This is a genomic window from Pseudanabaena sp. 'Roaring Creek' (assembly GCF_001402795.1).
In the GTDB taxonomy this organism is placed as follows: domain Bacteria; phylum Cyanobacteriota; class Cyanobacteriia; order Pseudanabaenales; family Pseudanabaenaceae; genus Pseudanabaena.
Genome location: NZ_LIRE01000708.1, coordinates 1 through 26,191, shown reverse-complemented (window position 1 = coordinate 26,191; position 26,191 = coordinate 1). Strand labels below are relative to the sequence as shown.

Below are 26,191 nucleotides of genomic sequence, written 5' to 3'. Positions count from 1 at the left end.
TATAGCTGCCGCCAGTTTTGTTAGGACAAAATCAAAACCCCAAAGAGAGTTGCCGCGCTCCGCGCGGCAACTCTCTTTGGGGTTTTATATCCTGATACAGTTTGCGGCAGCTATAATTGTTCGCTGCGGAGGGAATCAAAATTTGGGTTTGATATGATAGAGATCGCCGATTTCGATTTCTGTTTCGATAACTGCCCCTCAACAAATTCTAAGATCATGCCCCTGTTTGACATCCGCACCCCTTGGCCACCTACTGCCGATCAACCCAAAGCGATCGCCCAATTATTAGATGGATTGCAAAAAGGACTCCGTTATCAAACGCTTTTGGGCGCAACGGGGACAGGTAAAACCATGACTGTCGCCAATGCGATCGCAAAATATCAAAAGCCGACTCTAGTTTTAGCGCATAATAAGACCTTAGCGGCTCAGCTCTGCAATGAATTGCGCGAATTCTTTCCGAATAATGCCGTTGAATATTTCATCAGTTATTACGATTACTATCAGCCCGAAGCATATATTCCCGTCACCGATACCTATATTGAAAAGACGGCTTCGATTAACGATGAAATCGATATGCTGCGCCATTCCGCAACGCGATCGCTATTCGAGCGCAAAGATGTAATTGTGGTTGCTTCCGTAAGCTGCATCTATGGTTTGGGTATTCCTGAGGAATATCTTAAAGCTTCGATCCCCTTGGCGGTGGGTGTCGAGTACGACCAACGCGAATTATTGCGATCGCTTACGAACGTACAGTACGAGCGCAATGATATTGAAATGGGCAGGGGTAAATTTCGCGTCAAGGGAGACATTTTAGAAATTGGTCCAGCCTACGAGGATCGGACGATTCGGGTAGAGTTCTTTGGTGATGAAATCGAAGCAATTCGCTATGTCGATCCCGTCACGGGAGAAATCTTACAGAGTTTGGATGCCTTAAATATTTATCCCGCGCGGCACTTTGTGACCCCTGCCGAGCGCTTGGAGGTCGCCTGTGCGGATATTCAAGCGGAAATGGAAGCGCGACTGGAAGAATTAACTAATGCGGGCAAGTTACTGGAAGCGCAAAGGTTGGAACAACGCACGAAATATGATCTGGAACTGCTAAGAGAAGTCGGCTTTTGTAATGGAGTGGAGAACTATTCGCGGCATTTGGCAGGTCGACAAGAGGGGGAATCTCCAGCTTGTTTGGTGGATTACTTCCCCAAGGATGATTGGCTGTTGATCGTTGATGAATCCCATGTTTCCATTCCCCAAATTCGGGGGATGTATAACGGCGATCGCGCCAGAAAAATGACGCTCATCGATCATGGCTTCCGATTGCCCAGTGCCGCTGATAACCGTCCCCTGAAAGCGGATGAATTTTGGGGTATGGTCAAACAATGTATTTTTGTGTCAGCTACTCCTGGGGACTGGGAGATGGAAGTCTCAGAACAGGTGGTCGAGCAAATCATCAGACCGACAGGGGTCGTTGATCCTGAAGTATTTGTCCGTCCAACTGATGGGCAAGTGGACGATCTTTATCACGAAATTCAGGAACGAATTAAGCGGAAGGAAAGAATCCTCATTACAACCTTGACAAAGAAAATGGCTGAGGACTTGACTACCTATTTTCAGGAACGAAATCTAGCGGTACGGTATCTCCATTCAGATATTAAATCGATCGAACGGATTGAAATTCTTCAAGATTTGAGGCGCGGTACGTTCGATGTGTTAATCGGTGTCAACCTATTGCGAGAGGGTTTGGATTTGCCTGAGGTTTCTCTGGTGGCAATTCTAGATGCGGATAAGGAAGGATTTTTGCGAGCCGAGCGATCGCTGATTCAGACGATCGGACGCGCGGCGCGAAATATTGCGGGACAGGTGATCATGTATGCCGATCGCATGACCAATAGCATGGAAAAAGCCATTTCAGAAACAGAACGTCGCCGCCGCATTCAAATTAAATACAATGAGGATAACCAGATTACGCCGAGATCGATCGTGAAATCGATTGAAGGCAACGCCATCTTAGAATTTCTATCGGTATCCCGTCGTCTCAACGAGCGGCAATTGGAATATGTAATTAATAATGCCAAGGAAATTTCGTTAGACGATATCCCTACGGTAATCGAACAGTTAGAAGCCCAGATGAAGGATGCGGCGAAAAAACAAGAATTCGAGCAAGCTGCAACCTACCGTGACAAGATTAGGGCTTTGCGCGATCGCTTAATTGGCAAATAACTTTTAGCGATCGCCAAGAAGAGAAGGTTGGTGCTTTGCACTAAACTTCTCTTCTTTTGATATTGTCCTAATGCAAGTGGCAACAGCTATAAAATCTAGAAGAGCGTAACGCTCTTCTAGATTTCGGTTTTTATACCAAAGCTCCAGTCACTTGAATGAGGACAAATCAAACCCCAAGAATTGACTGGCGGCGCGAAGCGCCGCCAGTCAATTCTTGGGGTTATGTCCTAATACACTTGGCGACAGCTATACTACATATCAAGTTCTTGCTGCAAACGCAGGAGATTTTCTGGGCGATAACTTGGATCATGCTGCCAGCGCTGTTTTACGGTTTCATGCAACGAGGAAATATCCCCTTCTATCTCGCGTCGAACTTCTCCAGCAAGTTTAAATATACCCTTTGGTTCGTTATCAAAAGGAATGTCAAACTGCGGATTGATCGGAGATTCCACGCAACTGCGATCGATCGCTAGCCCCAGTTTCTCAACCCATTCCATCATCCATTCTAAGGTAATATCTGACAAACCATACTTCTCTTTAACACCACCGCCAATACTGCCGTGATCGCCGACAAACCAGAGTTGATGGATTTGGGTTTCAGACCCATCACTGAGTTCCATTGGCGTAACTAGAAAGGATTTGCGAAGTTCATCGATCGCTACGGCATGAAAAGCATTTTGAATTAAGCGATTGATTTTGACATCAAAAAATTCATATTGCTTATTCACCCAATTATCTAAAGGGAAATTGGGAATGAGATCGGGAATGCCTAAGGAGCCCACCGTATCCCAGCAACATAAGGCTCGAATCGACACATGTTCGCCATAGGTTTCCCGAAATTTAATAGCTTTCTCTCCGCTGGGATGGGTTGAAGAATTGCGATCGCGATAGAGTTGATAGGCTTCAGGCGTTTTATGGATATATTGCCGTTTTAGCAATCCCGCACAGTAAATAAAGCCTGCCACACATCTCACGGTATAAGCACCGCGACTAAATCCAAACAGATAGATTTCATCACCTTCTTGATAGTTCAAGCTCAAAAAGCGATAGGCTGATTGAATCTTTTGATCAATGCCCCAACCAAAAGCTCCACCGCTAATTTGGTCGATAAAATCACCATCAGTGCCAATTCCTTGATCGTAGAAAACAATCTGCTGTATTTCTAGATCGTCTTCTGCTTGAACAGATTGAGCGATTTTTAAAACATTGGTAGCATCTGGCTTTTCTAGCTTGATCCAAGTTCCATCACAGCAAACAATTAGTCTTTTCATAATTTGCAGAAGAGGCTATAGCTATATAATATTCAAATAATATTCAAAAACATACTGAATTAACCCATGTCGATCGCATTTAGTAAATATCACGGATTAGGTAACGATTTTATTTTAATTGATAATCGGCATAGTGCCGAACCAATTTTTACTGCTGAGCAGTCGATCAAATTGTGCGATCGCAATTTTGGTATTGGTGCAGATGGAGTGATTTTTTTGCTAACGACGGTTGATGGCGGACATCAGATGCGGATTTTTAATTCCGATGGCTCTGAGCCAGAAATGTGTGGCAATGGAATTCGCTGCCTAGCTAAATTCATGGATGATTTAGGTATCCCTACCCTTGAGAGAAAGTATTCCATTCACACGGGAGCAGGGCTAATCGTACCGCAGATGGATGCGGATGGACAGGTCACTGTCGATATGGGTAAACCATTTTTGACTGCTGCCGAGATTCCTACTACTTTGGGAGAAGCAGGCGATCGCAAAGTGATTGATTTTCCTGTCGAAGTGGGCGGCAAGGTTTGGAATGTAACGACCGTAAGTATGGGCAATCCCCATTGCATGATCTTTGTAGATGAGGTTGCTAGCATTCCCTTAGCGGAAATCGGTGTTCTCTTTGAACATCATCCCGCATTCCCAAATCGGACTAATACTGAGTTTGTGGAAGTAGTGAATCGGGGCTATGTGAAAATGCGAGTATGGGAACGCGGTGCAGGGGCAACCCTTGCCTGTGGCACTGGAGCCTGCGCGACGGTGGTTGCTGGAGTTTTAAACGATCGATGCGATCGCAATTGCACGGTTAATCTTCCTGGAGGAGATTTACAAATTCATTGGTTGGCAGAGAGCGATCGCGTTTTGATGACAGGTCCCGCCACCCTTGTATTTACAGGTTCCTTAAAACTTTAAAGATTTTAGCTAAAAATGGTAACGCCATTTTCAGCTTTAAAAAACCAGTAAGGGTTTGAGATTCCCAAAATGGCAACACCTTTTTGGGAATTGGTATAAGAATTGTGATTGAGAATCGCAATATTTCTTATTCTTTACAATATTTAGCGATTGATAAAAGCGATCGATAAAAGCGATCGATAAAAGCGATCGATAAAAACAAATTTAGAGGTTTAACCATGAGCGAAACTATTTTTAGCAAAATTATCAAACGGGAAATCCCTGCGACTATTCTCTACGAAGACGATCTAGCTCTCGCTTTTCGGGATGTCAATCCCCAAGCTCCCGTCCATTTCTTGGTGATTCCCAAAAAGCCCATTATTAAACTTTCGGAAGCAACTAGTGAGGATGAATCTTTACTTGGACATTTACTGCTAGTCGCCAGTAAGGTGGCAGCCCAAGAGGGACTAACAGGTTTCCGTCTAGTGACTAACAATGGTGCAGAGGCAGGACAAACTGTCTTTCATTTACATATTCATGTCTTAGGTGGACGATCGCTAGATTGGCCCCCAGGTTAATAAATTCAGAAGAGCGTACCGCCCGCTAAGCGGGCGGTACGCTCTCTGGTTTTGGTTTTCAAGTTAAGAAATGGCGTAGCCATTTCTTAACTTGGGATAAAGCCTCAGTACAGCAATTCTCATTATGACTTTTGATTTGTCTAAGCCGTCAAATTTTGAACGAAAGCATCGGCTTTTTAAAGATCGCTATTGCGGCTATTCTCAATAGTTGCCGCCAGATAAAGACAAAATTTTCATAATGAGAATTGCTGAATTCTTGGGGTTTATGTCCTAATATACTTGGCAACAGCTATAATTCACAAAAGTGTTGTCACACTTTCGTGAATTGGTATTACTAGGATTGCTCGTTTGGTTGTCTTCTTCTCTCTGATAGACGCATCAAGATTTCTGTATGAACTTCGCGAGTGATGGGATAAAAATATGCCAAGGCTAAGCCGATAATTAAAGCGATCGTCGGTAAAGGACCAATCGCCAAACGAATTGCAAATAGAGCCGATTCGGGCTGGATCGGCGCGGGTTGACAGGGTATGTTTTCTTTAAATTTGGCAAAAGCCAGTCCTTGCCCCAATAGAAACAGACCGATCGCTAAACCGAATTTTTGTAATAGCACCATAAAAGCGTAGAAGATACCTTCACGACGCTGACCTGTTTCCAATTCATCGAGATCGGTAACATCGGGAATCATCGACCAAGGAATCAGATAGGCAGTGGAAATGCCACAGCCTGCCATAATCGCCAGCACATAGAGCATTGTTGTTTGCCCTGGTTGGATGAAAAATAGACCTGCTTGCGCGACGATCCAGATTCCCGCACCCATGAAATAGGCTATTTTCTTACCAAACCTCTGACTGATATAGCTCCATACGGACAGCATGAGCAATGCCGTGCCCTGAACTGCGATTGTCACGAGGATGAAATCGCTCTCTTTCATTTTCATCCAATTCACGACGAAATAGGGAATGATGGAAGCGGTGATTTGGAGCGAAAGCCAAGAGCAGAAGTAGATGCCGATTACATAGAGAAAGGGGCGATTGTTAAAAACTACTTTTAATTGCTCGATAAAACTCAGTTCTTCATGGACTAGGGGATCTAAAGATGCATTGTGGAGTCGATGGCGATCGCTTGCAATGGCACGGCGCTTGATGCCCAAAACGCACCAGTAAATTGAAATGCAAGAAATAATCGCACAGACTGCGCCTAAGACAATATATTGCGTTCCACCAGTATCGCAACTACCCGTTTGACGGGCGGGGTCTTTAAAAAAGGCAAAAATTAATTGGGCGATTACTAAAGAGAGAATGCTACCACCGATGGAAAAGGTAAAACGGAAACTATTTAAACTGGTTCTCTCGTTATAATCTTGGGTGATTTCAGGGGTGAGCGCTGTATAGGGGAGGTTAACAGCCGTGAAAAAAGTATTAAACAGAATGCCAACGATCGCGTAATACCAAAACAAAACAGTTTTATCGGTACTAGGTACTAGCCATTGAGCGAAAAATGCCAGTCCTAGAGGAATTGCTGCGTAGAGCATCCAAGGCAACCTGCGTCCCATGCTCGATCTTGTGCGATCGCTGAGAACGCCAACGATCGGATCGTTAACTGCATCCCAGAATTTACCAATTAAGAGAACTAGCCCTGCAAGGGCGGGATCTAGTCCTGCAACATTGGTGAAAAAGAATAAGAGAAAGAATGACAGAATATTTGTGGTGATGGCAGTACCGAGATCGCCAGCTCCATACGCCATTTTTTCACCAAAAGTCAGTTTGGCTTGCGTAAGATCGTATTGGGACAAGTCTAAAGAATCTTCGGAATTACTCATGATTAATTGTGTAATTTCATTATTTACAAAGGTTATTGCAAAAAGTAGCTGGGCATAATTAAAAACTTGAGCCAAAATTTTTAGCGCGTACTCGGAGTGCGCTAAAGATTCTGGGGTTTTATATTTAATTGCGCCTAGCTACTTAGATAAATGATGCTAAGGATCGAGCTTGCCATTACTCCTTTAGAATGGCTTTAGCATAGAGCAATCCTTGCTCGCCATAATGGGAATAGTAATTTTTGTAAGTTATTTTTTATGAATCTAGAAAATCCAACCAGTCCAGAGTCGGCAACTCCCTATCAACTACGCAATTTGTTAGTGGCGATCGCGGCGATCGTGTTAACGGCAGCGCTATTTTTGGGCTTTCAGGCGCAGCAAAGTGGGACTTCGCTGGATGCGGTTGCAGCGGCAGCCTTGCCGATAGATGTCGCTTTAGCCAATAGCAAACCTACCACGATCGAGTTTTATGCAGATTGGTGTACGAGTTGCCAGTCGATGGCGGCGGATAATTTGTCACTGGAAAAGGAATACAGCGATCGCATGAATTTTGTGATGCTGAACGTAGACAATACCAAATGGTTGCCAGAGATGACGAAATATCGCGTCGATGGCATTCCTCGATTTATTTTTTTAGATCCTGCTAATAAAGCGATCGGTGACTCTACGGGAGCGATTCCCCGCGAAATTATGGCGGCAAATATTGAAGCGGCGATCGCCGATCGCCCTTTGCCCTACAACAGTACTAGCAGCGATCGCATTTCACCTGTTACAGAACCGCAAGCTGCTGATATTTCCCAACCACGAGACCACGCCAAAAAGTCCTAAAAGCAGTCTTAAAAGAGTCGCGCTTTGCGCGACTCTTTTTATCTCGAATTATTGGGAACTGGCGATACGTTATTGGGATTCGCATTGGGTAAAGGCAATGGAATACTTTCAATCGTACTTGTAGCAGCATTGTTAGTATTTGAAGGATTAGAGGCAGCATTGCCAGAATTATTAACGGAGTTATTAGCGGAATTAGAATTTGCCGCATTGGGGGCATCTGCACCCGTAGTTGGAGGATTCTGATTGCTGCTGGGTAACTTGCCGCCGTTAAGAAAATATTCGTAGGTAGCCCGTGAAATTTGGCGAATCAACTCATTGGCGCGTTGGTCATTGTCGGGTCGTTTGACCATAACAGCGATCGCATAACGCTTCCCATTAGGCATATCAACGATCCCCGCATCCCCAACCGATGATGCAATATCCCCAGTCTTGTGGATAATTCTGGCATCCTCGCCAATGCCCTGCGGCAAAAGTGTATTAGTTACGGGACGACGCATGATATCCATAAAGCGATCGCGACTGCGAGGCTCGATCAATTTGCCGCGATCGATCATAGATAGCAATGTTGCCAAATCCTGCGTACTGATCGTATTTGTTCCTTCGAGATCGGGGAGTTGATTGTTAATGACGATCGAATTTAGTCCCCAAGATTTAAAGCGCTGATTGAGGGCAACAGCCCCCCCCAAACGCTTGATAATCATATTTGTTGCCGTGTTATCGCTAATAACGATCATTTTGGTGGCAGTTTCTAAAGCCGAAATTTTTGTACCCGTTGGCAAATATTGCAGTTCACCAGCTTGCCCTACCTTTACATCGGCGGTCATTTCCAACTGCTCGTCAAGCTTGATTTTGCCTGCATCCACATCTTGGAAAAAGGCAACCAAAATTGGTGTTTTGATCGTACTTGCGGCGGCGATCGGCTGATTTGCTCCAAGTTGGACATAGGTTCCAGAATCTAGATCGACTATCATCATCTGCATGGTCAAATCTTTTTCTTTTGCAGCTAATTCCTTGATCTTGGCGAGTAGTGCCGTCGCCTCAGTTTTGAGCTCGAGAGGAGCGATATCTTGACTTGTCTTACTAGTTTCTTCTTTGGTAACTATTTCAGGAGCCATACTTTTGGCTCGGATTGTCTGCTGATTTTGCCAAAAGGATAGTGCTGTACCTGTAATTACACTCAGACCGATCCCCGCGATCGCTAAGCGCAGTAATTGCCATCCAAAGGACTTGACGGGGGACTTGACGGGGGCAGGTCGGGAGGGATTATTGGGTTTGCGGCGCGTTCTTAATTCGGTGTTTCTTAACTCGGTGTTTCTTAACTCAGTGTTATTGTCAGTTCTATTTTCGGGACGATTTTCAGTTCTATTTTCAGGACGGCTTTCGAGACGTTGCTCTGGACGAGCTTCGCGTCCGTTACGATTGGGCAAGGACTTGATTTTGCTATCTCTGCCTTCGCCTCGACTGTCAGTCCGATTGCTAAACCTATCGATGATGGGTTCGGGCGATCGCATTGTTTCGGGCGATCGGGTCATACGAGTTTTGGAGTCAGAATTAATGGGTTGGAGAACAGCATCACTATTGCTTGTCACTGCCTTGGCACGACGCTCGCGCAACTTATTTAAACGCGCTTCTCGACTTTTTTCGGTAGCGTCAGGCGATGAAAAGTTTCTTGGTTCCACTGCTATTTATAACTCCGATACAAAAATGTCTCTATAGATTGACTAGCAATTTAGTCCAGATGAGCCGTAGCCCAATTGAATTGGCGCAAAATCCCCCGCAGCATGGCAACTTCTGAGGGACTCAGATTTGCCCGATCGAAGATATGCCGAAATTTCCGCAACCGATGAACGGCGGTATGGGGATAAACATAGCCGATCTTCAGCAATACTGCCTCAAGTTGCTGGTAGCAAGCTTCAAGGTCTGCGCGGGTAGCAAGGTCTATGGGTGCTGACTTTATCAAATCTTGGGCGATTTGGCTAGTCAAATTTTCTTGACATGGGGGATTTCCCCCGTTTTCCCTAAGGTCGTCCCTCAGCAATTGCAGTTGATAGCAGCAAATGCCTACGGACTGAGCCAAGTTGAGGGATGGATAGTCGGGATTGACGGGAATTCGGATCACTTGCTGGCAATGTTGGAGTTCGCTATTACTCAAGCCCCGATCCTCAGCCCCAAAGACGATCGCGCTAGTTTCCGCTTGCATCAACCAACTCAGTCCTCGGGCGGGATTTGTAAGGGGCATCTCCCCCTTGTCAATACGACCTGCAGTGGCGATCGCTCGATAACAATCGACTAAGGCGGCAGGTAAACTATCAACAACCTTGGCGTTTTCTAAAATTTCTGGGGCATGGACTGCCATCTGTAGAGCTTCTTCCCCAAGGCGATCGCATTGGGGATTAACGAGCCACAGCTCCGTCAGTCCAAAGTTTTTCATTACCCTTGCGACTGAGCCAAGGTTCCTTGCCCCTGCCGTCTCAACGAGGACAATCCTAATATTTGATGTGGTATTTGATCTGGTATTTGATTTGATGTCTGACATATAGCGATCGTAAACCAATTTTTCCGAGGATGCTACCTTTCCCATTCGATATGTCCGTTAATATTAAAATTCTCAAAAGTCTGGAGAATTTCTAGGCAAAATGCCTGTAGTTCCTGATTCTCCTCTCTCTTAGAAAGCTCATACAAGCGAATAAACATCTTTTTCCCTGTCTCAGTTTGCTTAAGATTTTTCTTGAGAAAATTATGTTGGCTGCATAAAGTTTGACCATTTTCAATGGTAGCTAAGCCACCTATATCTTTAGGCTTAATATGATCGACATGCAATTCTGCTCCATTCTCTCGACCAAGACCGCAAATTACGCATTTATAACCATCACGCTTTAAAATCTCATTTTTTTGAGCACTTGTAAAATCTTCTTGGCGTTTGTTTATCGCATACTTAGGATCGTATTTATAAACTCCTTTTGCTATTTTTTGGAGAAAGCCCTTTTGGTATAAAGATCTAATTCCCCTGTCAGGATCTCGAAATATTTTCCCAGTACGCTCTCGATATGTTGAAATTACCCAATCAACAGCATCTTTAGTTGATATCTCAACATCAGGGTTCATTTCAAAATATTCCTTAATTATATCGAGTTGAATATTACTTTTTTCTGTGGATTTATGATTAATTTTAGACATTAATTAAGTCGCTTTTCTTAATGGGATTTTCTTTAACTACTTTATATTTTGCCAAACAATTAATTAAACTTCTAGCAACTTCATGTACAACAGGAACTGCAACTGAATTGCCAAACTGTCTATACATTTGTGTTCTTGAAACAGGGATAACAAAATTTTGAGGATAACCCATAATTGCTTTGCATTCATTTTCACTAAGCAACCTAATTCCAGTCTCTCCATCTTTAACAAAAGTTCCAGTTAGTCTCTGGATTTTGTGATAAGTAGAACATAGAGTCTTAACTTGAATTCGAGATTCTCTATCAATTAGTTCTGGTCTCCCATCATCTATTTTAAATAAATATGAACTCTGTAAATGCTTAGATATTGAATACCCACTCACATTTTTTTCTACATAAGAACCAATAAATTCTTTACTTAGATGAGGGATAGGAAATCTGAAATCAGGGATATCAGTGGAAATATCTTCAGATATTCCTACTATGAATATTCTTTTTCTAACCTGCGGTACACCATAGTCTTTGGCATCTAAAATACTCCAAAAAACATGGTATCTAATCTCAGGCTGATATAGAAAAAGGTACTGTCTATTTACAGATATAGATAAGGTTTCTAATATAATACTTAAAGTTTTTCCACCATCATGGGTGACTAAACCCTCAACATTTTCTAGAATAAAAGCTTTAGGCTTTTTCTCCTTTAAAATTTTAACTACATTATAAAATAGGGTTCCCTGTGTTGGGTGTTCAAAGCCTTCACGTTTACCAATCGAGCTGAATGGTTGGCATGGAAATCCAGCAGTTAAGATGTCAATGTCTGGGATTTTAGATGGGTGAATCTGAGTAATATCTCCATGGGGGATATCATCAAAATTAGCTGCATATGTTAACTGGGCATATTTATCCCACTCAGAAGAAAATATGCATTTGCCATTCAGACCCTCTAGAGCAATTCTAAACCCACCAATCCCAGCAAATAAATCTGCAAAAAGAAAACTCATCTTTATATCTTTATTTTTGATATTGATAAATAACTAATATGAATAACTAATATAAATAACTAAGTAGCTAGGCGCAATTAAATATAAAATCTAAAAGCCTGTAACGCACGCGCAGCGTGCGCTACAGGTTTTGATTCTGGGTTTTAATTATGCGCAGCTACTTAATAAAAATAGATTTTTTACTGGGTACGGGTTTAAATAGCCGTGCCCAGTAAATACAATAAGCTCATCCTAATAGCTACGCCATTAGTTACCTGTTTGTCGATCAGGCTTAAACGGGGATCGTCCATTAAGTCAGAGCTAATTTCCACACCGCGATTAACGGGGCCGGGGTGCAAAACTTGGACATTGGGCGCACATTTAGCTAGGCGATCGCGAGTAATCCCATACCTTGCATGATATTCCCGCAAGCTAGGAATTAAGAATTGACCCATGCGCTCCATCTGTAAGCGCAACGTCATCACAAAGTCCGCATCCTCAAGGGCGGGATCGAGGGAATAATGAATTTTTGCGCCAAACTCAGCAAATTCGGGTGGCAATAATGTGGGCGGAGCCGCCAAATGCACATCAGCTCCATTGGTCAGCAAACTCCAAAGATTCGATCGCGCTACCCGTGAATGCAAAATATCGCCGACGATCGCTACTTTTTTTCCCTTCAGATCTTTTGCGGTGGGAGTCTTGGGATTGAGATACATGCAAAGGGTCAGCAGATCTAGTAAGGCTTGGGATGGATGTTCGTGCTTACCATCACCAGCATTGAGGATCGCCACTTTGCCACTGAGGGCATCCATATCGCGGGCGATCGCTAAAGGCACGCCTGCCGATTGATGCCGAATCACCATAATGTCTGTGCCCATCGCCAGAAAGGTGCGGGCGGTGTCTAAAATTGTCTCTCCCTTAGAGAGGGAAGATGTTCCAGGGGCAAAATTGAGGGTATCGGCGGAGAGGCGTTTGGCGGCAAGCTCGAAACTATTGCGCGTCCGAGTTGAGGATTCAAAAAACAAATTGGCGACAACTTTGCTCTGCAAGGTTGGCACTTTTTTATTGCGACGGGATAGTACTTCTAAAAAGCTAACGGCTGTCTGCAAGACCGTTTCGTAATCATTCGGCGTAAAATCGGCAAGCGAGATTACATGTCGGCGCTGCCAAGTGAGTTCAGTCATAGTCATTAGCTTTGAGGCTATGAAATAAAGCGATGGGATAGGATCGCGCCAACGGGGGCTGGTGCAACCATGTCATCGGGTAAGAAAGCACGGGAGCTAACCAGCACTAGGGTGAATAGGAAAATTGCAAAGATGATTAATGGTGCAATGTATTGACGAAAGAAGGGCACGGTTTTAAATCGTAGATAACGATTACATTATCTACGATTTAACGTCAGTTCGGGTTAAGCTGGCAAATTTTAAAAGTCCAAAAGTAAAAGCCTTGCGTAGCAAGGCTTTTACTTTTGGACTTTGAGAAAGAGTTTGCTACGCAAACCCTTTCTCAAAGCCCGTTTCTATCCCGAATCCTCGTTATGCTCTCTGGCTTATCTGCATCAGGACATATAGGGCTCCGCGCGGCAACAATATTTTGGGTTTTAATTTAGTCGTGAGTTTGCCCCGTTTGTAAATTCCACAAACTCGTATAAATTCCATTAATCACCACTAACTCGTCATGTGTCCCCATCTCTACCACTTTACCGCGATCCATGACATAGATCCGATCGGCATTACGAATGGTTGATAAACGGTGCGCGATCGCGATCGTCGTGCGATTTTTGGTGATGCGATCTAAGGATTTTTGAATAGCGGCTTCGGTTTCATTATCCACTGCCGAAGTTGCTTCATCGAGAATCAGGATGGGGGGATTGCGCAGCACGGCTCTAGCGATCGCAATTCTTTGTCTTTGACCACCAGATAGCTTTTGACCGCGTTCGCCGACGATCGTATCGTAACCCTTAGGTAAGGTTTGGATAAATTCGTGAGCTTCAGCAATCTTCGCTGCTTCAACGATCTGCTCCGCAGTTGCCTCAAAGGAACCATAGGCAATATTTTCTAAAACAGAACCATGAAATAGAAATACATCTTGACTCACCCAACCGATACAAGAACGCAGCGATCGCAATTCTAAGTCACGAATATCAATGCGATCGAGAAAAATATTCCCAGATTGAATTTCGTATAGACGTAAAAGCAGCTTGACTAAAGTACTTTTGCCCGAACCCGTTGCACCGACAATAGCCGTAGTTTTATTTGCCGCAATTTCTAAGGATAAGTTCTCAACAATTGGGAAGTTAGCTACATAACCAAAGGTGACATTCTTTAATTGAATATCGCTTTGGCTTTGAGATTGCGGATCTAGAACCTGCGATCCCGAATGAATGGCGATCGGCGTATCTAGTAAATCGAGAATCCGATTGGTTGAAGCCATTGCTCTTTGGTATTGATCGAGGGTTTCTCCCAAACGGGTGAGTGGCCATAATAGACGCTGAATCAGATAAACCATCACCGAATAATTCCCCACTGAAAGCCTTTGCGCCTGCACTTCTAAGCCACCATAGTACAAAATCGCAATGAAGCCGACAAAGATCAAAATCCGAATTAAGGGAACGAAAGCCGCACTATAGGCGATCGCTTGGCGATTGCTTTGACGATAGCGATTGCTTTCTTTCTCAATCCGCTTATGCTCGTAATCCTCAGTCACAAAGGCTTTAATCGTCGTAATCCCACCGATGTTATTGGACAGTTGCCCGTTAAGCAACCCCACATTTTCGCGCACTCGCGCATAGCGAGGCGCAAGAAATTTCTGAAACCAGATTGAACCCCAGAGAATAAATGGCATCGGCAACATCGCCAACCAAGCCACATTGGGCGTAATTACAAAGAACGCTCCCCCAATTAACAGAATTGTTGCCGAAACTTGAATTACCTCATTGGCTCCACCATCGAGAAATCGCTCTAATTGATTGACATCATCACTCAAAATCGACATCAAACCGCCCGAACTGCGCTCCTCAAAAAAAGCCAGTTCTAGTTCTTGCAAGCGATCGTAGGCATCGAGGCGGAGATCGTGCTGAATGGTTTGGGCGAGGTTTCTCCATTGGAGCGCATAGGCATACTCAAATATGGATTCTAGCGCCCAAATTGCGCCGCTAATTGCAGAAAGCACAAACAATTGCGAGGCTAATCCTTGCACCCCCAAGGGATTTGCCCAAAAGTTCTCTTTTTGTAATACCAAATCGATCGCTGCGCCAATTAAAACGGGTGGAGCCAGATCGAAGAATTTATTTAGAATCGAGCAAGTTGTCGCGATCCATATTTGTTTGCGATAATTTCGGGCATATCGAGTCAGTCGGATAAAGGGATGGACGTTAGACATATTAATACATTGCAATGGAGTCTTTGGGGACTTTTCTACAATATGCGATTTGGGGATACTTTAAGGTCATTTTGTGAGGTAAGACATAAGGCTTAGAAAGATATTAATGACTTAACTTTAAAGATAAGTAGGCGATGTGATTGCTTATTAAGTAGCTGAATATAATTAAAGAATAAATACAAAAGCTGTGGCACAATCTGCATATATATCATAGGTTTTGAGGCTTATATTTAAGTACATTTAGCTGCTTACTAAGATTTATAATTCGCTTGCTTAGTAATGATTAATCTGCTTCAATCTATAAAGCCGATCGATTAAAATAAAATTAGTTTATACTTAAGTTGTTTCAACTTGATAATGCTTAGCTAAGTTAGGGGGCAAGGGATTTAGCTTTCGGTAATATCAAAAATCGATCCTGAAAATCCCTGTTAATTCTTAATTTAGAACGATTATTAAATGGGTATTGAATGAATACTGGTAATTTTGACAAAAATAGGAATCTTGCGACACCTCCTCAGATTCTTGACTATCAAATAGTTGAAACTGTTTATTCTGGAAGCCGCACTTTAGTTTGTCTCGCTATTCGTACCTACGATCGCTTCCCCGTAGTCATCAAGCTGCTCAAAAGTGAATATCCGACCTTCAGCGAACTAGTACAGTTTCGCAACCAATTTATCATTGCCAAAAAATTCAATTCCCCAAATATCATTAAAACCTATAGTCTCGAACCATACCAAAATAGCTACGCCTTGGTGATGGAAGACTTTGGCGGGATCTCACTTCAGAAATGGACATTACAGCAAAAAAATGCTTTTTCCTTGCCAGAATTTTTAGAGATCGCGATCGCTCTATGCAATACCTTAGATATCCTGTATCAGGAGCGCATCATCCATAAAGATATCAAACCAAGCAATATATTAATCAACCCCGCCACCAAACAAATTAAGCTAATTGACTTTAGCATTGCGTCCATGTTGCCAAGGGAAATGAAAGAGCTGCAAAATGCTAACTCCCTAGAAGGCACTCTTGCCTATCTCTCGCCAGAGCAAACGGGTAGAATGAATCGGGGGGTTGACTATCGGAGCGACTTTTACTCCTTAGGGATCACTTTCTATGAATTGCTATCGGGTAGTTTACCTTTTAAGTCTAACGATCCGATGGAATTAGTCCATTGCCACTTAGCGAGATTGCCGATTCCAGTTCATCAGATTGCCGACCATGTTCCCTTGGCATTATCGGGCATTATTAGTAAATTGATGGCAAAGAATGCTGAGGATCGCTATCAAAGTGCCTTAGGCATCAAACACGATCTGGAGATCTGCTTGGCTCAGTGGCAGGCAACGACCCATGTTGATGTGTTCGATCTGGGAACAAGGGATTTGAGCGATCGCTTTATTATCCCAGAGAAGTTATACGGTCGGGAAACTGAAGCAAATGCCCTCCTACAATCCTTTGAAAGGGTTGCGCAAGGCAGCACCGAAATGATTTTAGTGGCGGGATTTTCTGGAATTGGCAAGACTGCACTAGTGAATGAAGTCCATAAGCCGATCACTAGAGAACGGGGATATTTTATCAAAGGGAAATACGATCAATTCCAGCGTGATATTCCCTTCTCGGCATTCGTGCAAGCATTCCGAGACCTAATGAAGCAGTTGTTGTCCGAATCAGATGCCCAATTAAATGTATGGGAAATGGAGATTCTGGCAGCATTGAGCGATAATGCCCAGATTTTGGTCGATGTGATTCCCGAACTAACACAAATTATTGGCAATCAACCCTCAGCGATCGCCCTTTCGGGCACTGCCGCGCAGAATCGCTTCAATCTGCTCATGCAGCAATTTGTACGAGTATTTGCCACCGCCGAACATCCTTTAGTTATATTTTTGGACGACCTGCAATGGGCTGATACGGCATCTCTGAAGCTACTGTCATTGCTGATGGCAGATACCAAGCATTTATTGATCGTTGGCGCGTACCGAGATAATGAAGTCTCATCGGCTCATCCCTTGATAATGACAATTAATGAAATCGTGAAATCTCGTGCGATGGTGAAAACCATTAACTTGCAACCATTGAGTCTAGTTGATATGAACCAATTAGTTGCGGATATACTCCATTGCGAACTGTCCTTAGCCAATCCCCTAACAGGATTAGTATACCAAAAGACAAAGGGGAATCCCTTTTTTGCCAACCAATTTCTCAGGACATTGTATGAGGACGGTCAGATTAAATTTGCGAGGGAAACAGGATGTTGGTATGCCGATATTGCTGAGATTAAAGCATTAGCCATCACCGATGATGTAGTGGAGTTTATGGCGAAGAGATTGCAGAAGCTACTGCTACCAACTCAAAATATTCTTAAACTTGCGGCCTGTATTGGAGCACAGTTTGATTTGGCTACCTTGGTAGTGATCGCAGAAAGATCCTTAGAAGAAGTCTCCACCGCCCTATGGATGGCTTTAGGAGAAGGATTAATCCTCCCCGTCTCCGATGTCTATAAATTTTTTGCTCAAAGTGGCGATACGTTAGACCAGACTCAAGCCTCGGTGAATGTGACCTATCGCTTCCTCCACGATCGCGTGCAACAAGCTGCGTATTCCTTAATTCCTGAGGAGCAAAAGGCACAAACCCACTTCAAGATCGGTCAGTTACTTCAGAAAAATCTATCAGAAATAGAACTTGAAGAAAAACTGTTTGATGTTGTCGGACAAATGAATTGTGGGAAGTCCTTAATCGAGCCAAGGGAACGGGAGCTTTTGGCTCGGCTAAATCTCAAAGCCGCTATCAAAGCCAAGAACTCTACTGCCTACATGGCTGCAAAAATGTATTTGCAAACGGGTATCGATCTGCTAGATACAGGCTGGCAAGATCAATACGATCTGACCTTAAAACTTTATACGGCCTATGCGGAAGCTAGTTATCTTAATGGCGACTTGGAGGGGATGGAACGGATTGCCAAAATAGTGCTGGAGAACGTGCAGACAAATTTAGACAAGATCAAAATTTATGAGATTCAAATTGCTGCTCTGTCCGCAAACAATCAAATGTTAGAAGCGATCGCAGTGGGACGAGATGCCCTTCATCAATTGGAGGTCTTGATTCCCAGCGAGCCTAATGATGATTTGAATAAAAAGATGCTTCAGACTCTTGCCGAAAATCTTCAGCATCGAAGGATTGAAGAATTAGTTAACCTACCTGAGATGACGGATCCTTCTATTCAGGCGGCGATGCGAATATTAAGATCGCTGTTTTCCCCAATCTTTGTGGGAGCACAGAATTTGCTTCCTTTTCTTAGTTTCACGATGGTGGATTTATCTCTTCGGTATGGTAATAATCCTGCATCGGCTGTAGGGTATGCTCTATATGGTTTTGTATCCTGTGCTTTATTGGGAGAGATAGAGTCGGGATACAGCTTTGGCAAACTATCCCTCGCGATCCTAGATCGCTTTAATGCCAAAGAATTTAATTCCATGATTCTTTGTCTCTTTGGCACTTTTATTCAACATTATAAGGAACCAATCCGAGATAGTATTCCTATCCTAAAGCAAGGTTATATATTAGGTAGAGAAACTGGTGATTTTAATTATATGGGCTATAATATCTTTAACTATGCTTATACCAGTTTCTTTAGTGGTGCGGAATTAGGGGATTTAGAAGTAGAGTTGGCAAACTATAGCTCGGTGATCGCTGAAGCTAAGCAATATTCTGCTAAGGGTTATCTTGATATTTTGCGACAGACGATACAGAATTTGAGGAATGACAAGGGCTTTTCGGACTGCTTGGATGGGGATATTTATAGTGAAACTTTAATGCTTCCCAAACATCTACAGGATAACGATGGCACCGTACTTTTCACTCTTTATTTCTATAAGCAGTTACTCGCTTACCACTTTGGTAATTATACATCGGCTTTAGAGTTTAAAAATAATGCCGAACTATATTTATTAACTGCCTCAGGCACATCGATAGCTGCTATCTTTCCTTTCTATGCCGCCTTAATATGCCTAGCTCTCTGCCACCAAGAAACAGAGAGGGAGGAGTTGTTAGTATCGTTGCAGAATTACCAAGACAGCCTATATCGATGCTCGCAAAACAGTCCTGTCAATCATTTGCATCAATGGTATTTAGTGGAAGCTGAACGCCAGCGAGTCTTAGGGAATAAGGCGGCGGCGATTGAACATTACGATCGCGCGATCTCTCTTGCTAAAGAAAATCAATTCCTCAACGAAGAAAGCTTGGCAAATGAACTAGCAGCGCAGTTCTATCTCGATTGGGATAAAGAAAAAATTGCCAAAGAATATCTGATTAATGCCTACTATGGGTATGTTCGCTGGGGGGCGATCGCTAAGGTTCAGGATTTAGAACGTCGATACCCCCGACTACTCGCGCCAATTTTACAACAACAAATATCGCTATCTCCGACGGAAACCGTTTTTGCACCATCATCCCTAACTGCGTCCCAAACTCGCGGTAGTCAGTCCTCCAGCACTAGTATTTCTTCTACTCTCGACCTAGAAAGTGTCCTGAAAGCTTCGCAAATCCTTTCGAGCGAAATTCAACTCGATCGGCTTTTGGCTACATTACTGCATACAGTCCTAGAAAATGCGGGGGCTGACAAAGGCGCATTGTTGATGCCCCGTGAACACCAGTGGTATGTGGAAGCATTGGCTACCGTCGATTCCCCTGCACAGGTGCAAACTATCGAGCTACCGAGAAGCCAAGAAGTTCCCCATAGTTTGATTAACAATGTCAAACGTAGTCTGCAAACCGTTGTCATTGATAACGCTGCCCTGCATCCTTCCTTAGCGTCGGATGCCTATATTTTACAAAAACAACCCAAGAGCTTGCTTTGCACGCCAATTTTGCAACAGGGTAAATTAATTGCCATTTTGTATTTGGAGAACCAGATCGCGACAGGGGCTTTTACTAGCGATCGCTTGAGAGTGATTGAAATTCTCTGTACTCAAGCGGCGATCTCTCTAGAAAATGCGCGACTTTACCAACAGTCACAAATCAATTTGGCAGATCTCAAGCAGGCTGAAGTCCAGTTACAAGAAGCGAAGGATTTCTTGCAATTGATCATCGATAATATTCCCCAGTTGGTGTGTTGGAAAGATCCGCAATTAAATTATCTGGGTTGCAATCGACTTTTTGCTGAAACTATTGGCTTTAAATCCTCCCAAGATATTATTGGCAAAACTGATTACGATATGCCTTGGCAAAAAGAAAACTCCGATTTGTTTCGAGAAAGTGAGTACCGAATTCTAGAATCGGGTGTTGCCGAATTGGGGATCGTTGAGTCTGTAATACGGGATGATGGCAAGCAAGCATGGGCGGAGGTGAATAAAATTCCTTTGCGAGATGCCTATGGCAAGATAATTGGTATTTTAGTTACTTTGCAAGATATTACCGATCGCAAACAATTAGAACAGGAGAGATTGAGGCTAATCTCTATTCTGGAAGCCACTTCCGATATTGTGGGGATTGCCGATGTTAACGGTAATAATGTCTATCTCAATCAGTCGGGGCAAGAGATATTAGGGATCCCTGCGGCGGAGGCAAATCAATTTCACATTTCTGAAGTCATCGCTCCTGCCATGCTAGAAACTTTCCAAACTAACATTATGCCCGTAGCGCTGCGCGAGGGGATTTGGTCGGGAGAGATATGTCTGCGGAGTCGGCGCGGAGAAGAAATCTCCGTGTCTCAAGTTCTGATGACCCATAAAAACGCCCAAGGGGAAATAGAATTTCTCTCAACGATTCTGCGTGATATTCGCGATCTAAAACGTATTGAAGCCGAGCGGCAACGCAAATCAGAGGATCTCGCCCAAGCTTTACAGGAACTACAGTCAACACAGCTACAGATGATTCAAAGTGAAAAAATGTCAGCCTTGGGGAATTTAGTCGCAGGGGTAGCCCATGAGATGAATAATCCCCTTGGATTTATTGCGGGAAGCCTCAAGCAAGCCAAACCCACCCTCGCGGATATAGTTGAGCATCTGAGGCTCTATCAAGCAAGTTTGCCTCGCAAAAGTGAAGAGATCCTCAAACATGAAAACGAAATCGATTTGGAATATGGGCTTGAAGACTTACCGAAGATGATTGATTCGATGATGATGGCCTGCGATCGCCTTAGAAATATTAGTACTAGCCTCAGAACTTTCTCTCGTGCCGATCAAGACTATAAAGTACCGTTTAATATCCATCAGGGGATTGACAGTACCATTCTCATCCTCAAGCATCGACTCAAGGCAAACGAATTGCATCCCGAAATTGAAGTCGTCACTAATTACGGAGACTTGCCGCAAATTAAATGCTTCCCTGGACAGTTAAATCAAGTGTTTATGAATATTCTCGCAAATGCGATCGATGCTTTAGAGGAATCTAATCAGGGACGTAGTTTTGAAGAAATTAAAGCCCAACCAAACTGCATCACCGTGACAACTATACTGGAAGAACAGTTTGTGAAAATTATTATTGCCGATAATGGCAAAGGGATGGATGAGGAGACGAAACAGAAAGTTTTCGATCGCTTATTTACGACCAAAGCTGTCGGAAGGGGCACGGGATTAGGTTTGGCGATCGCCAGACAAATAATTGAAGAAAAACATCAAGGAAATATTAAAGTTAGTTCCATCCTTGGTGAGGGTACTATATTCTCAATCGCTATTCCAGCGATATAGTTAAAGCGTGTTTGAGAAGTTTTTACCCTATTAAGTTACATCTAAAAAGCATAATTTGTTATGATTTTATTCATATTCTGATTGGGGGGAATAAGCTCAAGTACTACCGTTTGGCTAAATGTACTATTTTTAGCCCGATGTTGACATAGTAAAACAAGATACAAATATGAATAAAACGCGATTGTTGTCTGCGTCTGAATATGTGCAAAACTTCTCAAACACGCTCTTATGATTAATTTAAGCGGATCTCGATTAATGGTTAACATCAATTCAAATCCTAAGAAATCCGTACCTTTAAGGTTCGTGTTAATCGTTCCTTTTGTGTTGCAAATCTTCGCTACGGTGGGAATAACTGGCTATTTGTCCCTAAAAAACGGACAGAAAGCCGTTAATGATGTTTCTAGTCAATTGCGACAGGAAATGAGCGATCGGATTAACCAGCAAGTCTTAAATTATTTGGACAAACCATATATTGCTGGACAAATGTTTGTTGCCGCCGCGCAAAGGGAGAAGCTCGATCTCACAGATGTTACTAAACTGGAGACAACCTTTTGGCAACTAGTCAGCCAAAATACGATTGAATTCATGCAAATTGCGCTGGTTGACGGATCGAGTATCCAAGTCGAGGATACACCGAATGATGGGATTTTATCTTTTGTGGGGGCAAAAGAGGATCTACCGCAGCGCAAAATCTATCAACTGGGGGATCGCGGGCAAAGATTAAAGTTGGTGCAAACTCAACCCGATTTCGATCCGCGACTGCGACCTTGGTATCAGAATGGACAGAAAGCCACAAAGCCTGTTTGGACGAAACCATATTTAGGGATTACGGTTAAACTGCCTTCGATTGCTTTGACCCAACCGATATACGATGGCAACGGTACTTTTTTGGGAGTCCAAAATAACATCGTTCGGATCGCCAAAATTCATGATTTCCTGAATACACTCAAAATCGGTAAGACGGGACAGACTTTTATTATCGATCGCTCGGGCGCTATCATTGCCAGTTCAAAAATCAAAAACCCCTATATTTTCGATCTGAAAAAGAACACCTTACAGCAGATTGAAGCAACTAAGGCTGACGATCCACTGATTATTGCTACTTCTCAAGCTATTTTGGATAGATTCGGAGATTTTAGTAAAATTGATGCCAGTCAACAGCTAGATTTCACGATCGCGAATCAACGCCACTTCGTCCAAGTTTCCGCTATTCGCGATGGACGTGGCATTGATTGGTTGAGTGTGGTGGTAGTGCCTGAAGCTGATTTTATGGCACAAATTGATGCAAATACCCATACAACTATTCTGCTCAGTTTAGCGGCTTTGGCTGTGGCAACCATATTGGGTATCTATACTTCATTGTGGATTACGCGACCGATTGGCAAGTTGCAGCAAGTTAGTGAGGCGATCGCCACGGGGGATCTCGATCGTACGGTGGAAATCGGCAACATTTACGAACTAGAAGGATTAGCGCGATCGTTCAACCAAATGTCATTTCAACTCCAAACCTCTTTTAATGCCCTTGAGGAACGTGTTGCTGAACGGACGATTGAACTTCGGCAAGCTAAAGAAATCGCCGACAATGCGAACCAAGCAAAGAGCGAATTTCTGGCAAACATGAGCCATGAACTGAGAACGCCCTTGAATGGAATTCTGGGATACGCCCAAATTTTAAGTCGTTCAAAAGCGCTAGCAGAGAAAGACCGTCATGGAGTAAACGTCATTTATCAGTGTGGGTCGCACCTACTGACATTGATTAATGATGTCCTCGATCTATCGAAGATCGAAGCAAGGAAACTCGAACTAAGCAGCAACGTGATTCACCTACCATCCTTCCTGCAAGGAGTAGTAGAAATCTGTCGGGTGAGAGCCGATCAAAAGGGTGTCTACTTCATTTATCAACCTGCGATTAACCTGCCAGAAGGAATCAAGGTGGATGAAAAGCGACTGAGACAAGTGCTGCTGAACCTGCTAGGGAATGCGATCAAATTTACAGATAAAGGGAGCGTCACCTTTAAAGTAGATCTGCAAAGAGAAGATACGGGTAAAGCGATCGCCGAGATTAAATTTACGATCGAAGATACGGGAATCGGGATCGCCACTGAACAGACCAAAAATCTGTTTAAAGCCTTCGAGCAAGTGGGAGAAAAGAGTCGCCAAACCGAAGGCACGGGGCTAGGGCTAGCCATTAGTCAAAGAATCGTACAATTGATGGGAGGAGAGATCGAAGTAAGCAGCGCCATCGGTGCAGGCAGTACCTTTAGCTTTGAACTAGCGATCCCCCTTGCTAGTGACTGGGCGCAACAAAGTGCCATGAAGAGGGGGCATACGATCATCGGCTACGAAGGAGAGCGTCAGCATCTATTAGTAGTGGATGACCGATGGGAAAATCGAGCCGTATTAATGAACCTATTAGAACCCCTAGGATTTACCTTTACGGAGGCAGAGAATGGGAAAAAGGGGCTGGAGAAGGCAAAAGAACAAAGCCCCGATCTGATCGTCACGGATTTAGCCATGCCTGTCATGGATGGATTTGAGATGTTGAAGAAACTGCGCAACGATGAAGCCCTTAAAGAGTTGCGAGTAATTGTATCCTCTGCATCGGTATCGGAAATAGATCGTCAGATTAGTATAGAAGCGGGAGGGGATGATTTTCTCGCCAAGCCAGTTCACGCTGAAGAATTATTCGACTTATTGGCGAAGCACTTACCCATCAAGTGGCTCTACGAGGCGAGTGAGGTCAATATAAGCGATCAGGAGCAATCGACGGTCGAAATGGTTGTCCCATCAAGGTCAGATTTACAGATTTTGCTAGAGCTAGCTGAGGATGGACTATTGAGAACTTTGACGGACAAGGCTAAGGAGATTGGCGAGAAAGATGAGCAATATCAGCCTTTTGTCAAAGAAATCATGCAATTGGCAAAACAATTTCAAACAGAGAAAATCGAAGTGCTAATTCAAAAATATCTTACAAACCTATGAGTACAAACCTATGAGTACAACTGTAACTGGCTTAATTTTAATCGTTGACGATAATCCCACTAATCTGGATGTGATTTCGGAAGCTTTGATTAATGCAGGGTATAAAGTAGCGATCGCGACCAGTGGCGAACGCGCTCTGCAACAGATTGAACGAAGATTGCCCGATCTGATTTTACTGGATGTGATGATGCCTGGTATTGATGGCTTTGAGACCTGCAAGCGTCTTAAAGCCAATGCTAAGACTAGCGACATCCCAGTTATGTTTATGACGGCTGTGGCGGATGTGGACAATAAGGTGAAAGGGCTCAAACTTGGCGCTGTAGACTACATTACTAAGCCCTTCCAAGAAGAGGAGGTTTTAACGCGGGTCAAAACCCATTTGCAGTTACATTTTTTGACGCAAAATTTGGAACAGCAGGTTGCCCAAAAAACCGCAGCCTTGCAAGCAGCTCAACTCCAAATCATTCAGCGGGAAAAATTGTCGGCTCTGGGTAACTTGGTGGCTGGTGTTGCCCATGAAATTGCCAATCCCGTGGGGTTTCTCGGTGGTAATATCCAACCCGCTTTGGACTACATCAAAGACTTATTTGGATTGTTAGATCTGGTGCAGAAGGAGTCCGCTAATTTCAGTACGGCGATCGAAAAGGAAATTGAAGCGATCAATCTTGAATATATTCGCGAGGATCTGCCTAAGTTAGTGGGGTCGATGCGAGAAGGGGTAAAACGGATTAAAGATATTAGCAATAGCTTGCGGATATTTGCCCGTGTCGATAGCATTCGCCCCATTGCTTGCAATATTCATGATGGTATCGACAGTACAATTATGATCCTCAAGCATCGTCTCAAAGCTTCTGATACTCACCCCGATATTGAAGTTCTGCGTGAGTATGGGGAATTGCCTCTAGTGGAATGCTATGCAGGACAATTGAACCAAGTATTTATGAATCTTTTAGCCAATGCGATCGATGCTTTAGAAGAGTCCAATATCGGACGAAGCTATGCGGAGATTCAAGCCAATCCCAATCAAATTGCGATCGCAACCAAACTATCCGCAGATGGGCAGCGGGTCATAATTCGCTTCAAAGATAATGGGATGGGCATGACGGAGATGGTCAAGCAAAATATCTTTGATCATCTATTTACTACTAAAGCGGTGGGCAAAGGTACGGGGTTGGGGTTAGCGATCGCGCGTCAGATTGTCGTGGAAAAGCATGGTGGAGCGATTCATGTTGATTCTATCTTTGGCGAAGGCACGGAATTTACGATCGAGCTGCCAGTTAAGGAGTCAATCTCAGTTTCATAAAACAATTTCATAAAACAGTGAAAATTCAAGAAAAAATAATTTAATACCAATTCACGAAAGTGTGACAACACTTTCGTGAATTAGACAC

The 26,191-nt window shown here is 43.5% G+C and carries 16 protein-coding genes; 7 read left to right on the top strand and 9 right to left on the bottom strand.

Annotated features, from left to right (window positions below; genetic code table 11):
* Positions 1 to 216 precede the first annotated feature (216 nt).
* Positions 217 to 2,217: an excinuclease ABC subunit UvrB gene (gene uvrB / locus AC805_RS20530; protein ID WP_055077130.1), complete on the top strand. Its 2,001-nt coding sequence runs from the start codon at positions 217 to 219 to the stop codon at positions 2,215 to 2,217.
* Between the two features lie 251 nt (positions 2,218 to 2,468).
* Here the strand turns inward: uvrB and AC805_RS20525 are convergent, their stop codons facing one another.
* On the bottom strand, positions 2,469 to 3,488 hold the full coding sequence (locus tag AC805_RS20525; protein WP_055077126.1) for a DUF2235 domain-containing protein: 1,020 nt from the start codon (positions 3,486 to 3,488) through the stop codon (positions 2,469 to 2,471).
* A gap of 66 nt (positions 3,489 to 3,554) precedes the next feature.
* Here AC805_RS20525 and dapF point away from each other — a divergent pair, with 66 nt between their 5' ends.
* Both dapF and AC805_RS20515 read left to right on the top strand, forming a co-directional pair.
* On the top strand, positions 3,555 to 4,397 hold the full coding sequence (gene dapF / locus AC805_RS20520) for a diaminopimelate epimerase (protein ID WP_055077125.1): 843 nt from the start codon (positions 3,555 to 3,557) through the stop codon (positions 4,395 to 4,397).
* A 218-nt stretch (positions 4,398 to 4,615) separates the two neighbouring features.
* Positions 4,616 to 4,954, top strand: coding sequence for a histidine triad nucleotide-binding protein (locus tag AC805_RS20515; protein ID WP_009626380.1), 339 nt, complete (start codon positions 4,616 to 4,618; stop codon positions 4,952 to 4,954).
* A 334-nt stretch (positions 4,955 to 5,288) separates the two neighbouring features.
* Here AC805_RS20515 and AC805_RS20510 read toward each other — a convergent pair whose 3' ends face one another.
* On the bottom strand, positions 5,289 to 6,773 hold the full coding sequence (locus AC805_RS20510) for an MFS transporter (protein WP_055077129.1): 1,485 nt from the start codon (positions 6,771 to 6,773) through the stop codon (positions 5,289 to 5,291).
* 255 nt (positions 6,774 to 7,028) lie between these two features.
* Here AC805_RS20510 and AC805_RS20505 point away from each other — a divergent pair, with 255 nt between their 5' ends.
* Positions 7,029 to 7,598, top strand: a complete 570-nt coding sequence (locus AC805_RS20505; protein ID WP_055077124.1) for a thioredoxin domain-containing protein — start codon at positions 7,029 to 7,031, stop codon at positions 7,596 to 7,598.
* A gap of 38 nt (positions 7,599 to 7,636) precedes the next feature.
* On the opposite strand, the gene AC805_RS20500 is transcribed toward AC805_RS20505, so the two are convergent.
* The 7 genes from AC805_RS20500 to AC805_RS20475 all read right to left on the bottom strand — a co-directional run bounded on the left by AC805_RS20500 (position 7,637) and on the right by AC805_RS20475 (position 15,135).
* Positions 7,637 to 9,277 carry a serine hydrolase gene (locus tag AC805_RS20500; protein WP_055077123.1) on the bottom strand — a complete coding sequence of 547 codons (1,641 nt, stop codon included), beginning with the start codon at positions 9,275 to 9,277 and terminating at the stop codon, positions 7,637 to 7,639.
* Between the two features lie 50 nt (positions 9,278 to 9,327).
* The gene (locus AC805_RS20495) at positions 9,328 to 10,179 is read right to left on the bottom strand and encodes an RNA methyltransferase (protein ID WP_082429586.1); all 852 of its coding nucleotides are present in this window, start codon (positions 10,177 to 10,179) and stop codon (positions 9,328 to 9,330) included.
* Positions 10,167 to 10,775: an HNH endonuclease gene (locus tag AC805_RS20490; RefSeq protein ID WP_055077122.1), complete on the bottom strand. Its 609-nt coding sequence runs from the start codon at positions 10,773 to 10,775 to the stop codon at positions 10,167 to 10,169. The genes AC805_RS20495 and AC805_RS20490 overlap by 13 nt, the downstream gene beginning before the upstream one ends.
* Positions 10,768 to 11,775, bottom strand: a complete 1,008-nt coding sequence (locus AC805_RS20485) for a DNA cytosine methyltransferase (protein WP_055077121.1) — start codon at positions 11,773 to 11,775, stop codon at positions 10,768 to 10,770. The genes AC805_RS20490 and AC805_RS20485 overlap by 8 nt, the downstream gene beginning before the upstream one ends.
* A 194-nt stretch (positions 11,776 to 11,969) precedes the next feature.
* Positions 11,970 to 12,938, bottom strand: a complete 969-nt coding sequence (locus tag AC805_RS20480) for an aspartate carbamoyltransferase catalytic subunit (protein ID WP_055077120.1) — start codon at positions 12,936 to 12,938, stop codon at positions 11,970 to 11,972.
* Between the two features lie 17 nt (positions 12,939 to 12,955).
* Positions 12,956 to 13,108, bottom strand: coding sequence for a hypothetical protein (locus AC805_RS26540; RefSeq protein ID WP_197278800.1), 153 nt, complete (start codon positions 13,106 to 13,108; stop codon positions 12,956 to 12,958).
* A gap of 251 nt (positions 13,109 to 13,359) precedes the next feature.
* Positions 13,360 to 15,135, bottom strand: a complete 1,776-nt coding sequence (locus AC805_RS20475; protein WP_055077119.1) for an ABC transporter ATP-binding protein — start codon at positions 15,133 to 15,135, stop codon at positions 13,360 to 13,362.
* 467 nt (positions 15,136 to 15,602) lie between these two features.
* On the opposite strand from AC805_RS20475, the gene AC805_RS20470 reads away from it, so the two are divergent.
* The 3 genes from AC805_RS20470 to AC805_RS20460 all read left to right on the top strand — a co-directional run bounded on the left by AC805_RS20470 (position 15,603) and on the right by AC805_RS20460 (position 26,103).
* Entirely contained in the window at positions 15,603 to 21,818 is a 6,216-nt protein-coding gene (locus AC805_RS20470; protein WP_055077118.1) for an AAA family ATPase, read from the top strand.
* A 255-nt stretch (positions 21,819 to 22,073) separates the two neighbouring features.
* The gene (locus AC805_RS20465; RefSeq protein WP_231663923.1) at positions 22,074 to 24,800 is read left to right on the top strand and encodes a hybrid sensor histidine kinase/response regulator; all 2,727 of its coding nucleotides are present in this window, start codon (positions 22,074 to 22,076) and stop codon (positions 24,798 to 24,800) included.
* A 10-nt stretch (positions 24,801 to 24,810) separates the two neighbouring features.
* A complete protein-coding gene (locus AC805_RS20460; protein ID WP_055077117.1) occupies positions 24,811 to 26,103 on the top strand; it encodes a sensor histidine kinase in 1,293 nt (430 codons plus the stop codon).
* Positions 26,104 to 26,191 lie beyond the last annotated feature (88 nt).

Bases quoted from the DNA above. Each gene is read 5' to 3' on its own strand.
- AC805_RS20485 (WP_055077121.1), bottom strand. From the start codon at position 11,775: ATGAGTTTTCTTTTTGCAGATTTATTTGCTGGGATTGGTGGGTTTAGA.
- AC805_RS20475 (WP_055077119.1), bottom strand. From the start codon at position 15,135: ATGTCTAACGTCCATCCCTTTATCCGACTGACTCGATATGCCCGAAAT.
- AC805_RS20495 (WP_082429586.1), bottom strand. From the start codon at position 10,179: ATGGGAAAGGTAGCATCCTCGGAAAAATTGGTTTACGATCGCTATATG.
- AC805_RS20515 (WP_009626380.1), top strand. From the start codon at position 4,616: ATGAGCGAAACTATTTTTAGCAAAATTATCAAACGGGAAATCCCTGCG.
- AC805_RS20505 (WP_055077124.1), top strand. From the start codon at position 7,029: ATGAATCTAGAAAATCCAACCAGTCCAGAGTCGGCAACTCCCTATCAA.
- AC805_RS20490 (WP_055077122.1), bottom strand. From the start codon at position 10,775: ATGTCTAAAATTAATCATAAATCCACAGAAAAAAGTAATATTCAACTC.
- AC805_RS20465 (WP_231663923.1), top strand. From the start codon at position 22,074: ATGGTTAACATCAATTCAAATCCTAAGAAATCCGTACCTTTAAGGTTC.
- AC805_RS20470 (WP_055077118.1), top strand. From the start codon at position 15,603: ATGAATACTGGTAATTTTGACAAAAATAGGAATCTTGCGACACCTCCT.
- AC805_RS20460 (WP_055077117.1), top strand. From the start codon at position 24,811: ATGAGTACAACTGTAACTGGCTTAATTTTAATCGTTGACGATAATCCC.
- uvrB (WP_055077130.1), top strand. From the start codon at position 217: ATGCCCCTGTTTGACATCCGCACCCCTTGGCCACCTACTGCCGATCAA.
- AC805_RS20480 (WP_055077120.1), bottom strand. From the start codon at position 12,938: ATGACTGAACTCACTTGGCAGCGCCGACATGTAATCTCGCTTGCCGAT.
- dapF (WP_055077125.1), top strand. From the start codon at position 3,555: ATGTCGATCGCATTTAGTAAATATCACGGATTAGGTAACGATTTTATT.
- AC805_RS20510 (WP_055077129.1), bottom strand. From the start codon at position 6,773: ATGAGTAATTCCGAAGATTCTTTAGACTTGTCCCAATACGATCTTACG.
- AC805_RS20525 (WP_055077126.1), bottom strand. From the start codon at position 3,488: ATGAAAAGACTAATTGTTTGCTGTGATGGAACTTGGATCAAGCTAGAA.